Here is a 12,864-nt window from a genome sequence, read left to right as displayed (position 1 = left end):
CTCGTTGACCGGAACCTTTGCCGCCACCAGGTGATGCAGGCGTCGGCGATCGGCGAGGGTTATCTGCGTATAGCATCGAGACATGCCAAAATCTCCAAAGTGAAGCCATTGAAATTACTGGCATGTCGCACTTGGAAATAGAATGTACCCGCTACACTTTTAGTATCGCATAATCTATCTTATGGAACTTCTACGTGTTTCGTCGCCAATTTCTCGATTGAACGACGCTACCGATTTTCACCTGCTTTCCACGTTATTTTCGTAAACCCTACTTCGCTTTGGGCCCCGTCAAACCCTGAGCAGCACCTTTGTAGCTCGCCGCTCGTCCATTGCGCGATAGCCTTCCGCGACATCTGACGTTCGCGGTCACGCATCGGCATCTCTGGAAGGCGCTGTTCGAACATCGCCTGCCCGAAGGTTGGGTATCGCCGCAGTGGCATCTCGAGGAACATATGTTCTTGATGGACGTGATTGCCGAGCCACTTCGCGAGCTACAGCCAGGCATGTCGGCCGAAGAACGAGCCAGCCGCGCTCGCACACTTTTTGGAGCCGTGCATGGCGTAATCAGCATCAGCCTGGAAGCACGTTTCGTGGGCCTTCCGATGGAGCAACTCGAACGGGAACTCGACGAGTTCGTTTTKACCATCGCGGCCGGCTCGAAAGCCAGACAGGCGGAATGATCTCTCTCACTGGCGCTGCCGATAGGTAGAGGGTGTGACGCCTGTGCCCAACTTAAACGCCCGTGTCATGTGGCTCTGGCTGCTAAAGCCGCAGGCCGAAGCAATCTGCGCAATGGGGTCCGTGCCGCACAACATCGATTTGGCGCGCTCGACACGTCGGTGGGCAAGCCAGCCATGCGGAGACACGCCATAAGTTGTCCGGAACATGCGCTGAAAATGAAACGCGCTAAGCTGCGCGATCATCGCCAGGTCCTGCAGGCGGATTGTCTTATCGAGATTGACCTCTATATATTCCAGAACCCGACGCCGCACATGCGGAGCGAGACCGCCGCTAATCGCGCAGGGACGCCTTCCCCCGTAGCGCGGATCGACGAACAAATCGCTGATCGCCTGCGTCATAGCTTCCTCAGCCAACAGTTGACCGTCCGCACGCACCGCTTTCACCAACTGCTGAAGCGCGCGCGCGAGCGTCGGCGCATCTGCGAAGGTCACTTCTGGAAGGACCATGAGCCGAGCATCGCGGTCAAAAGTCTCGGCGAACATCCGGCGCATCTGATCGTCGGGAACATAGAGATGAAAGAAGTCGAAGGGGTCGGTGATTTCCCATTCGGACGAGTGCCCCTGTGGCATGATGCAAATGGCTCCCGGCCGGCCGCGCGCGGGACTGCCATCCAGGCGGCGTGTTCCAGTGCCGCCATTGAGATAGAGACTGAACGTATGCCCGTCCGGCCGCTCATAGCTCATCCTGTCCCGCGCATTGCTCCAGATGGCGGCGGATCGCCCGAACCCCAGGTCGATGGACTTTGACAGCCGTGCGCAGGGAGATGCAGCCAAGAACCTGAAAACCGAGAGATGGTTGTCTTTCAAGAATTCTTCCCCGCACCTGACCGTGTCTTCCGAACAATACCGTCGGATGATCCCTTTTGCGATCAGAAAGTCCGGGCAGATCTATTTCATAGCAAGATTCTGCAAAACACCCGCCCATGGTGCGCCTATTGGTCGAGAGAACAAGGATCTCGCCATGGCAAATGCTGCTCTCTTCATCTCGACCGTCCTCATATGGGGGACGACTTGGATCGCCATTGCGATGCAGGTCGGTCCCGTGCCGGTCCTAGTCTCGGTGTTTTACAGATTTGCGGTCGCAGCCGTGATCCTCGTGGCCATTCTGGCTGTCATGCGGCGGCTCAAGCTCCCTGCCCTACGCGATCAGCCTTATATCCTTGCGCAAGCGCTCTGTCTGTTCAGTCTCAATTTCATCTGTTTCTACACCGCAGCCGCGTCTATCCCGTCCGGGCTGATCTCCGTGATCTTCTCCCTCGCGACGATCTACAATGCCGTCAATGCGCGTCTCTTCTTCGGCGACCCCATTACAGGCCGCACGATTCTGGCCGCCGCGCTCGGAGCAACCGGCCTTCTCCTCCTTTTCGGACAGGACGTTGTCGTCGATTTCGATGCAGGCACGTTAAAGGGGATCGGGCTCGCAGCGCTTGGCACGCTGTTCTTCTCGCTGGGCAATATGGCATCGCGTCGAAACAGCGCGGCCGGAATCTCGCCGCTGACCGCCAATGCGTGGGGCATGACCTACGGCGCGATCGTGCTCGTCCTGCTGATTGCGGTTACGCAAACCCCGATCCTGGCGCCGCGTAACATCACCTATCTCGCCGCCCTACTCTATCTCGCGGCGATCGGATCGGTGATCGGCTTCACCACCTACCTCATGCTGGTGTCTCGTATCGGCTCGTCGCGGGCTGCCTATGCCACCGTGCTGTTTCCGATCGTCGCCCTGTCGCTTTCCACAGTCTTCGAGGGTTACCACTGGACAGGCATGGGATTGATCGGCTTGGCGCTGACGCTTCTCGGCAACGTGGTCATCTTTGCCCGACCGCCAGCCCGTCGCCTTGCGCAGACAGATGCGAGGTTGTCTGCCCCCTGATTCCGCGCGCTGGATCTCGCGACGTTGTCGTCGAGTTCCGATCGCTGGAGCCGATCGCACGGAACCGGGGCATCAACGGCCAAGCGAACTTTGCCCCCGCCCGGGCCGGCCGCTGTGTCAGATCGCGCAGATATCGTTTGTCTCGTCGTTCCCGCCAAATCGTTGAGTAAAAACTCAAAAACGCCTTCGGCAAGACACTGGGCCCCACGCGGTGAGGCGGTTTCCGTAGGGTTTGCACGACGGGGGTCATCTCCCCGTACGATCTCTCCGAGAGAGGCGATCCTTGAAGCCGTCGACTGCAACGCCTGAGCTTCCTTTGGCTGTCCAGACAGCACGTGCACATGCTATGAACGCAGACTAAAGAACCGCCGGGCGTGTCAAGCAACGCGTGATGGAGAATCCAATATAGACCCCCGTCGCTACACGATCCTTATCTACCAGCACGGCGCGATCGTCGTCGAGGGTGAGTTCGACGATGAAGAGGCTGAGGCGGCGATCGCGCGCACCGTACCCACGACGGGGCTCAAGCCGCAACGGATCATCATGCTTGCGATCCTGAATCAGGGCCACTACAGCATAAACGGCTGGCGTATCGTCATTCGCCGAACGTATAGCTAAGCGGTCTTGGCATCCACTGGCGGATTACGACCCTTGTCCTGAAATTCCCACAACTTGGCGGCACTGCCCCCTTTTGAGGAAGGTTAGGCTTGCACAATTTACCTTGCAATTACGGAATCAAACTCCATAAATGCTAGGATGATTGATCGTCGGATATCCGCTGAACTAAATGCTTTAATCGACAGCAACCCGGCTGTCGCACTTATCGGACCGCGGCAAGTCGGCAAGACGACGCTCGCTCTGGCTACAGGCGAACGTCGCCCGTCTATTTATCTGGATCTTGAATCCGATGCCGACCGGGCAAAGCTCACCGAACCGGAACTCTATCTGGACCAGCATAGCGACAAGCTGGTCATTCTTGACGAGGTCCACCGGCTTCCCAACCTCTTTCAAAACTTGCGTGGCTTGATCGATCGCGGCCGGCGCACTGGAAAGAAGACGGGGCGTTTCCTGTTGCTCGGCTCAGCCTCGATGGACCTCTTGCAACAATCCGGGGAAACGCTTGCCGGACGCATCGCCTATCTGGAAATGCACCCGATCGATGGTACCGAAGTGCCGGCTGGCGACATGAGCAGGCTTTGGGTCCGCGGTGGTTTTCCGGATAGTTTTCTCGCGTCGAGCGATCGTGTCAGCCAACGGTGGCGACAGGACTTTATCCGGACCTATCTGGAGAGAGACATTCCGCTCCTCGGGCCACGCATTCCCGCCGAAACGCTACGGCGTTTCTGGACGATGCTTGCACACCATCAGTCTGGGCTTCTCAACGCCGCTGATTTCGCGCGAGCACTCGGCGTGGACGGCAAGACAGTGGCGTCCTATCTCGACCTGCTGGTTGATCTGTTGTTGGTGCGAAGACTCGAGCCATGGCATTCAAATCTCGGCAAGCGTCTCGTCAAATCGCCACGTATCTATGTTCGCGACAGTGGCATAGCCCATACCCTCCTTGGCCTTGCAACGCAGGAAGAGGTGCTCGGCCACCCGGTGGCAGGGGCAAGTTGGGAAGGGTTTGTAATCGAAACCCTTATAGCCGCCGCACCCGCTGGAACTCAGAACAATTTCTATCGGAGCGCCGCAGGAGCTGAGATCGACCTGCTTCTAACTCCGCCTGGCGATCGACCCTGGGCTATTGAAATCAAACGCAGCCTGACGCCGAAGGTGGAAAAGGGCTTTTATGTTGCTTGCGAGGATATTGAACCAGCAAGACGCATTGTCGTCTATCCAGGACAAGAAACCTTCCCTCTTAAAGAGCGCGTTGAAGCCATGGCCCTGAAGAGCGCTGCGCAGGCGCTCCTCAACCTGAGTTGAGGGAAAGCCTCAGGAAGCCCCATTGGCGCCGGCGAGCTCAGGCCATCCCAACGGCGCAGAGCGCCGCAGCCGGGGACGGCTGATCGTTTGATCGAAATTACGTGTCCGCGCCGAATGGCAGATCGATCTTCCTACCGATCGATAGCGGTTCTACCACTGGCGAGGCTCTCTCCGATCGATCTTCCCGGTCAGCAGCCGCCGCTGCCCTGCCTCAGTCTTCGGCATGATCCATTAGCGAAATCATTTTGTTCTTCAAACCATGCGATCGCACGATGTCACAAGCATGGATCGGGTTAGTGCGCGGGTCGTAAAACGCGGCGATATCCTCGCCCGCGGCCTGCCTTGCCGCTTCCAGCCGCGCCCTTATCTCGCCGAGCTCGGTTTTCGCAGCAAAATATCGTCTCATAACCACGATGAGTTCGCGGTCGCTCGCGCTGGTTTCCATGGATCCCCTTTCATATCATTGAAGTAAGGGCAGTGACCGATAAGAATGGCAAAATCTGGATGCTCCTGCCCTGCCGGGACACAGTTTGGAGCAAAGAAGGCCGGGTTCGCCCCGGCCTTCCTAAACCTGGTGCCTTCGCAATCGGGCTTATGCTTGCAAGTTGTCCGCCGACATTTTGCCTGACTTGCGATCCTTCACCAATTCATAGGTGATCTTCTGACCATCATTCAATCCACGCATACCCGCGCGTTCAACCGCCGACACGTGGACGAACACGTCCGTGCTGCCGTCGTCAGGCTGGATGAACCCAAAACCCTTCGTTGCGTTGAACCACTTAACCGTTCCTGTAGCCATCTCGGCTTTCTCCCATTGTTCTCTTCAGACGAAGGGCCGTTGGCTCTTCGCTGCGAACATAGGTAGTCAGACTCAAAAAGCAAAGGAGCCTTGTCGCTTGAAGGTAATTCCTCAGGGCTCGCACCCCGGCACGGCCGTTCATAGTGCTGATTTGAGCAGCGAAAGCTCGTGCTCAAGATCAGCGGAACCGCTGTGCGAGGTTCTTGCCCGCTATGTGGCCAAAGTGCGTGCCGCCGCCTCGCCGTAACCACCGCCGCGATCTCGCGACACGACCGTGATGCTCGGATGTTCCGCAAATCACGCCTCCACCCTTGCCATTTCGCGGGCGGCAACAGCGTTACGATACGCCGTCTCTCCAGACCACAAACGATGCCGCCGTAGCTGTTGTTGCGACGCCATGCCCAGTCATCAATGCCAGCGGCATTCAGCGTGGGAACTCGGCTTTACGGGTGCATTCTGCCAAGGATCGGCGGGTTCTTGGGCTCGATTGAATGGGCTGACATCTCCCTGTCTGCGGTCGGAGCGGAGTTTGTTCTTGCGCTGTTCGTTGGATGGCCGCTAAACATTTTGCCATATCTTACGCTTTATGGCCGACGAGCAGCCTCGACCTAATCGAATTCGAGAATCGAAAGCAATTCAATGACCCGCAATCTTTCTCTCCCGCGCGATCGGATTTCCGTACTTCTGCTTGAAGGCATTAGTCAGAGCGCTGTCGACTACTTTACGTCATCCGGCTACGTCAATCTGACTCATCTGCCGAAAGCCCTGGATGACAAGGATCTCAAGAGTCATATAGCTGAGGCGCATATTGTCGGAATTCGTTCACGCACCCAGTTGACAGAGGAAATTATTAGGTCCGCCAAAAAGCTGATTGCCGTCGGTTGTTTTTCTGTCGGGACAAATCAGGTCGATCTGGATGCGGCCCGCCGACGCGGGATCCCAGTATTTAACGCTCCTTACTCGAACACTCGCTCGGTTGCCGAGCTGGTGATAGGTGAGATCATAATGCTGACCCGGCGGATTTTCCCGCGTTCGGCTTCTGCTCATGAGGGCGGATGGGACAAATCCGCTGTCGGCAGTCGTGAAGTGCGTGGGAAAACGCTGGGCATCGTCGGCTACGGCAACATCGGTTCGCAGCTTAGCGTTCTTGCGGAAAGCATGGGTATGAACGTGCGCTATTTTGATCCTTCAGACAAGCTTCGCCACGGCAACTCAGAATCGATGGCGACGCTCGGCGACCTTCTCGAAATCTCGGATTTTGTGACGATGCATGTACCCGAAACCAGTTCGACGCAAAACATGATAACTGAGGCCGAACTGCGCAGAATGAAAAAGGGAGCCCTTTTCATCAATAATTCCCGCGGGAATGTGGTGGATCTTGAAGCGCTTGCGAAGGTTTTGAAAGACGGACATCTCGCAGGCGCCGCTGTGGACGTGTTCCCGAAAGAGCCGGCATCAAATAAAGAGCGTTTCGAAACGCCGCTGCAAGGCTTGGATAATGTAATACTGACGCCGCATATTGGCKGGTCGACCGAAGAAGCCCAGGAGCGCATCGGAGGGGAAGTCTCCAGGAAGCTCGTGGAGTATTCCGACGTCGGCTCGACGCTTGGCGCCGTCAATTTCCCCCAGGTTCAGCTGCCGCCACGTCCAAACGGCACGCGTTTCATCCATGTTCATGAGAACCGCCCCGGCATGCTAAATAGTCTGAATGCTATTTTTTCGTCCCGTGCTCTTAATATCGTCGGCGAGTTCCTGCAGACGTACGGCGAAATGGGTTACGTGGTCATTGAAGCCGAGGGCGTTGGCCAGACAGCCGATGACATACTTGATGCGCTTCGCCGGATCCCGGGTACGATACGAGCTCGATTGCTTTACTGACGCGGGTGGGAGACTAACATTTTCTAAGTGTTTCTCACGCAGTTTCTTCACCGTTTTCAAGTAGTTAAGATTCCACGTAGTGAAGTTGAGTGTCGTCAATTAGGAAAAGCCAAATCACAGAGCCCAATACCGTCATGCCGAAGCCCTGCCCTTCGACCGGCGCGACCCCTTGGCGGCACTTTTAACCGACGACGATGTCGATGAACGTAGCGTGCAGAACCAGCTTGGCCACGCAGCAGCTCGGAAGTGTCGTTGATTATGGCAAGCCTCGAACTAAGCGACGAGAACCGGCATATGCTGCGCAGCTTGACTGATGTGGGTCCGTCAAAGCCCATCGGCTATTTGCCGCTCTACACAATCGAGGAGTTTCTGCGCTCTTCTCCCGAAACCCTCGCGGCTGTCGCAGCCACGCGAGGGTGTGCGACAGCGCAGTTTGCCCAAGCCACCTGCTGCATCAGGCCTAGTCGGCCCGAAGCTGCGATTTTGGCCAGCTCAAAGAACAGATAGCGAACTCGTGATCAAATAGAATCTTGCGGTGCGCCTTGACCTTCCAAGGCGCGGTAGACAGTCATCCTGGAAATGTTCAGGTTGCGGGCAACGGCGGCTTTGGTCGCGCCAGCAGCGATCCGCCTGCGAATTTCGGCGTCATCGACATTCTTTATCCGGCCCTTGTAGATGCCGTCAGCTTTTGCCGCGTCGATACCCGCTCGTTGCCTGTCCTTGATGAACTTGAGTTCCATGTCGGCGACCATGCCGAGGATGGTGATGACCATTCGGCCCATGCTGCCTGCCGTCGTGACTTCAGGTTCAAGGACGCGCAGAGATGCGCCCTTTTCGTCAAGCTCATGAACGAGATTGAGAACATCGCGGGTAGATCGACCGAGCCGGTCAAGCCGCAGAACCACCAGCTCGTCGCCCGCGTGCAGAAACTGCATGATGGTTTCCAGCTCAGAGCGTCCTTTCCGGGACGCTCCCGATCCGGTTTCTGACCGGATGATTTCGCAACCGGCGGACTTCAGCCGCTCGTTTTGAATATCGAGGTCCTGATCTGTGGTGCTGACGCGGGCGTATCCGATGCGGGCCATAGCAAATCTGTCACATTAGGGTGGTTTCAATTTGTAATGCCACTTTTATCGAAAATCCACCCTTTTGTTACATTCCCTGCGTGTCACATTTGGTTGTCACTCATGGGCGCACCCAAATGTTATGTTATCGTAACGCTCAAAGTCGTCAGTTGCCCATTCGCCGGACACATAGTCCTCAACGGCGGCCCTCAGCTGCCATTCGAACAGCGAGGCCAGCAAGGACTGTACCCATGATCCAACGCTGTATAGTGATCCAGCCTGCATGACGCCCGAGAAGTGCGGCGAAGGCTCCGGCCCCTGCTATGATCGAGGCATGCACGGTAACGGCAACGACGATCTGGGTGAACCCGAGAACAAGCGATTGTTCGAACACGCTCCCCCGTGCGGGATCGATGAACTGCGGGAGCAAAGAGAGATAAAGCATCGCAACCTTGGGGTTGAGAAGATTAGTCGCGAGCCCCATCGTAAACAATTTCCGAGGACTATCTGGCGACAGGTGCCGTGTCGCGAAAGGCGATCTGCCACCGGGCCTGACGGCCTGCCAAGCCAGATAGAGGAGGTACGCAGCTCCGGCCAACCGAAGTGTGTCGTAAGCGTAGGGAACGGCCACGAAGACTGCTGTAATACCAAGGACCGTGCATACCATGTAGGCCGCAAAACCGAGGGCGACGCCACCAAGGGAAATGAAGCCGGCAACTCGTCCCTGACATATCGAACGAGATATGAGGTAGACCATGTTTGGCCCCGGAATGAGTGCCATGCCGAACACGAGGACTATGAATGCTGATAAAGTTGGCAGGGTCGGCAAGCGACACACTCCTCAAACAAGTCGTGCCATCTTGGCAGTTCCGAGATTGTGCCGTTAAGAACACGATCTTGGATCAGGGGCAGCCGGCGCACAATCGGCTTGCCTGCTCCACTTTTCCTCCTGCGTATCATCGTTCGTCAAGCTGCAAGCTGCCCAAAATCGATCCGGCTGTTCAGATCGAGATCGATGCGGCCATACGGATTCACATGGCTGTAGATCAGCGGCGTGAGACCGCGATAATCCTCCGACGTCATCCGGCCAGCCCATTTCGGCTCAATCAGTACGGTCTGCAGCATCCGTGTGTTCACATAGACCAGAGATGCTTGCAGCAGATGCAGCGCCAGAACTGAGACTTCCTGTTCTTCGATACTGTTGGTAGCAATCTCGCCACCCTTGCCAAAGAAGACGAAACCGTTGGCGCTGTTCCAGTTCTCGACAACGTTCAGCCCTTCGTGGATTTCGCGGCGGAAGGCCTCCTGGCGCAGATATCGGCACAGGAATATCGTCTTGATCGCTCGTCCGAGCTCGCTCAGAGCCTTATAGGTGGGATGCATCACCTCTGCTCGAGAAAACCGCCGCAGGATTGCTTCAGGGTCCGCCGTTCTCGTCTGCATGGCTGCAGTATATTTGACCATCTCGTCATACTGCTGTTCGACCTCATCCCAGTTGATTGGGCTGGAAAGGATCGGCAGAAGGTTCGGCAATTGCATGCGCATCGCCGTATCCGGCAGAGCCAGCTTCTGGCGGGCAATTGCCTTCAGACGCGGCGCAAGCTCAAAGCCGAGAAGGCGGCAGAACGCGAAACCGACAGCACTTTGGCCGTGACTGTCAACATACTGACGTTGGATCTCCATATCGGTGCAGTGACGAAGCACGCCCTCGATCATGGAGGCAACTTCAGAGGAAGAGCATCGCTTGAGCTGGGAATAGACGCAGGTCGCGCGCTTTTCGACATGCCAGTAGATCATGACGCCACGACCACCGTAGCGAGCATGCCATTCCGTCATCAGGTTGCGGTCCCACGCACCGAACTTCGTGGAGTCCGACGCGCACGCCGTTCCTGCATCGCCCCAAACGGCAGAATTGCGGATCGACAATGTCGCATTCGCAACCCGCGCGCACGCCTCTCTCAGCGCCGGCGCATGGATGAAGCGGCGGTGGACATGCAGGAGTTCTTCATAAGTGACATCGGGTGTGGCCCCGGCCACCCGCTTGAGCCCGGCGTTCGTGCCCAGGCCGTAGAGGCATAGCAGCAGACGTCGATCCAGCGCCGCTTTCGACAGGGCGACCCGCGACGCTGATGTCTCGAAGGCCTCCAGCAAACCGGTATCGAGCGCGGCCTCCTTCAACACATCGAGCAGCCCTGTCATCGGCCAGCGCTGGCCGATCTCGCTTTTGATCGAGGCGAGACCCTTCGGCTCGGACAATGGCTTGAACGGCGTGATGGATATACGGTTTTCCCCGCGCCACAGCAGACGCACCTTGTCATTCTTTGGGATATCCGCGTTCAACAGCAAGAGTTCATGTTCAAGCTCCTTCCGGACGGAGGCAACGAAAGCTGCTGCGTCGGGCGTCAGGTCCAGGCCGGAATAATAGGCCTCGCGCCGAACCTCGAAATCCTTCGGAAGATCATCATCGGGATTCCGGTATCGATCTGCGCCGACGACCCAGATCTCTTTGGAACGGATGCGGTCGCGCAACTGAGTCAAGACGCAAAGCTCATAGCTGATCCGGTTCACCCTTCCATCGTCGTCGATGACCGAACTACGCCATCGCGCCGGAATGACGTCGTCGGTCGGAACATCCTTTGATGGCACGAACCGGCATCCGTCATCGATCTTGCTGCGGATCCAGTCCAGCGCGGCCAGAACCGGCCGCCACACGGCGTTATTCGACCGGAATTCCAGGACCGAAAGTAGGTTCGGCAGCATGCGTCGGTAATGATTGGCCCAGGACCCGCGCATCACCTTATAGATACGCCGGTCAAGAGCGCCTTTTGCATGACTTTCCTTGACGATCGCCGCCAGCTTTTCCTTGCCGACGATCGGGAAAATGACATCGCAGATCCGCCCCGACGGTTCCTCAATCGAGGCGCTGGCAATCTCGACCAGAAGCCGCTCCTTGCCGTAGACCCGGTCGATATCCTTGGCGATATCGCCGACCACCTTGCGTTTTGAGCGCGTGCCTATCTTGTGGACGGTCTCGATCAGCAGATCGACCATCGCGTCCGTGAGCTGCGCTTCACGCGACAGCAGATAGATCGCGTAAAGCCCAAGCTGCCGCGCCGGCGTGTGCCGGCGCATCTCCGAGGCCTTTTCGCCGGCGACGCGGCGAACGACCTGATCCACCCACGCCTTGCCGGTAATCGACTGGAGATCACCGGGCAGACCAAGCTTCTGGATGAAGGCGAGTTTTGCCGTCACGTCGAGAATGTTGTCGAGCGTCGCCTGCCCGGCATCCCCTTTCATCGTGTTGAAACCGGTTGGGCCGTCCGGGTCGGCAAGTGACGCTTCCAGCAGCACAATCGCGTCCGGCGAAAGCCGATCGTTGACCCCGCTGAGCCAGGTATCTAGAAAATGCTGCCGTTGCGAGCGGACCTGGCGTTCGAGTTCCTTGTGCGACGGCCCGTGAATGCGCCGGTCTCGGTACCAGAGGTAGACACGCTCAAGCAAAGCGTTGACCGACTGCCCTGCAAAACACAAATCCTTGGCGATCCACGCCGTCAGTTGCTCGCGATCCGCCTGCTTCATGCCGCGGAAACCGAGATGCTTCAAAATCTCAGCGCAATGCCGGCGGGCGGTGCGACTGGAGAAGTCATAACCGTCTACCTCGTCAGCTTCGACGCCAAGCTGCTCGGCCAAATACGAGATGCCATCGGCGGGGATTGAGCCATGATCTGTCGCGAAAAAGCCGCGAGAGCTGAAGAACTTCATCTGAACAGCCAGCCCAAGGCGCGTCAGAACCGGCTTAGAATTTACGAAATCAATGTCGTCAAAGCTCAGGCTCCATCGCCCGATCAAATCCTCACCCGAAATACTCATACTCATCACCACTCCTGAAATTGGAGCGGAATGTCATTCCCCATCAAACCGGTCGTCAATTACCAGCGCCGTGTTCCCACAACGTTCTTTGACTTGGCCAATTTCGCAGCTTCGGGCCGACTGGGCCAACTTGGGAGGCAACAAGTTTCCCGCTTGAAGAGTATGCGGCCGAAATCGTTGCGCGAGCGGGTTTCCACGGAATCACCTATAACCTCGCACAGGACCGACCTGTCCGAACGGTCGACGGGGTCGAGATACGTGCAGTGGTGCTGGAGGCCTATAAGGGAAAACAGGGACCCTGTTATGACCAAGGCCACGCTGTGGTTTATCGCGGACCATTCAGCGAGGTTGCGGATGACGATGGACATCACTACCGGCGCGGCACACGCACGGCGGTATGTGAGAAAACTTACAAGCTGCTTTCTCGACAACCCTATCGGGACAGCTTCATTGGAATTGAACCGTACGTAACAGTTCCTTTGGAGCAAGCACCCTTGTTCGATTGCAATACGCCATCCTTGAGAGACCCAGCGGTCACCAAGGGTCGGATTTCCGTTTTTGACCAGGCGGTTACGCAAAAACAATTTGCATCGGGGAGTAGCTGTTCTGGCGAAGACGGATGTTGCTGATTGACATTGTCTGCTACAAAAAGGCGATTGGCTCGGCGGTTGCAGGTCTCGTACTATACGACTCCACATCATTTGACCCAATTTTCCA

9 protein-coding genes and 2 pseudogenes are annotated in these 12,864 nt (G+C 57.0%); 4 read left to right on the top strand and 7 right to left on the bottom strand.

What is annotated here, in order from left to right; genetic code table 11:
- Window positions 1–353: 353 nt before the first annotated feature.
- Window positions 354–680 (top strand): annotated as a pseudogene (locus AC1DMK_RS23960) (TetR-like C-terminal domain-containing protein); the annotation flags it as partial.
- A 6-nt stretch (window positions 681–686) separates the two neighbouring features.
- On the opposite strand, the gene AC1DMK_RS23955 reads toward AC1DMK_RS23960, so the two are convergent.
- Window positions 687–1,547: a helix-turn-helix domain-containing protein gene (locus AC1DMK_RS23955; protein ID WP_477862582.1), complete on the bottom strand. Its 861-nt coding sequence runs from the start codon at window positions 1,545–1,547 to the stop codon at window positions 687–689.
- Between the two features lie 154 nt (window positions 1,548–1,701).
- Here AC1DMK_RS23955 and AC1DMK_RS23950 point away from each other — a divergent pair, with 154 nt between their 5' ends.
- Window positions 1,702–2,613: a DMT family transporter gene (locus AC1DMK_RS23950; protein WP_477862580.1), complete on the top strand. Its 912-nt coding sequence runs from the start codon at window positions 1,702–1,704 to the stop codon at window positions 2,611–2,613.
- Between the two features lie 756 nt (window positions 2,614–3,369).
- Window positions 3,370–4,536: an ATP-binding protein gene (locus AC1DMK_RS23945; protein ID WP_477862578.1), complete on the top strand. Its 1,167-nt coding sequence runs from the start codon at window positions 3,370–3,372 to the stop codon at window positions 4,534–4,536.
- A gap of 211 nt (window positions 4,537–4,747) precedes the next feature.
- Here the strand turns inward: AC1DMK_RS23945 and AC1DMK_RS23940 are convergent, their stop codons facing one another.
- The 3 genes and pseudogenes from AC1DMK_RS23940 to AC1DMK_RS23930 form a co-directional block, all read right to left on the bottom strand.
- Window positions 4,748–4,981 (bottom strand): hypothetical protein, encoded by a 234-nt coding sequence (locus tag AC1DMK_RS23940; RefSeq protein WP_477862576.1) that lies wholly within the window; start codon window positions 4,979–4,981, stop codon window positions 4,748–4,750.
- A gap of 147 nt (window positions 4,982–5,128) precedes the next feature.
- The gene (locus tag AC1DMK_RS23935; protein ID WP_037210856.1) at window positions 5,129–5,335 is read right to left on the bottom strand and encodes a cold-shock protein; all 207 of its coding nucleotides are present in this window, start codon (window positions 5,333–5,335) and stop codon (window positions 5,129–5,131) included.
- Window positions 5,336–5,554: 219 nt separating this feature from the next.
- Window positions 5,555–5,766 (bottom strand): annotated as a pseudogene (locus tag AC1DMK_RS23930) (ISL3 family transposase); the annotation flags it as partial.
- Between the two features lie 208 nt (window positions 5,767–5,974).
- On the opposite strand from AC1DMK_RS23930, the gene serA reads away from it, so the two are divergent.
- On the top strand, window positions 5,975–7,213 hold the full coding sequence (serA, locus tag AC1DMK_RS23925; protein WP_477862574.1) for a phosphoglycerate dehydrogenase: 1,239 nt from the start codon (window positions 5,975–5,977) through the stop codon (window positions 7,211–7,213).
- A 518-nt stretch (window positions 7,214–7,731) separates the two neighbouring features.
- Here the strand turns inward: serA and AC1DMK_RS23920 are convergent.
- From AC1DMK_RS23920 to AC1DMK_RS23910, 3 genes are all read right to left on the bottom strand, one after another.
- Window positions 7,732–8,298, bottom strand: coding sequence for a recombinase family protein (locus tag AC1DMK_RS23920; protein ID WP_477862572.1), 567 nt, complete (start codon window positions 8,296–8,298; stop codon window positions 7,732–7,734).
- A 175-nt stretch (window positions 8,299–8,473) separates the two neighbouring features.
- A complete protein-coding gene (locus AC1DMK_RS23915; protein ID WP_477862570.1) occupies window positions 8,474–9,106 on the bottom strand; it encodes a LysE family translocator in 633 nt (210 codons plus the stop codon).
- A 137-nt stretch (window positions 9,107–9,243) separates the two neighbouring features.
- Complete coding sequence (locus AC1DMK_RS23910) at window positions 9,244–12,153, bottom strand: Tn3 family transposase (protein WP_477862568.1); 2,910 nt, start codon at window positions 12,151–12,153, stop codon at window positions 9,244–9,246.
- Window positions 12,154–12,864: the final 711 nt, after the last annotated feature.

The sequence above is a fragment of the Rhizobium sp. 05L419 genome (assembly GCF_056397845.1).
Note: the sequence above shows the minus strand (reverse complement) of the source record. Positions and strands in the feature narration are given on the sequence as shown.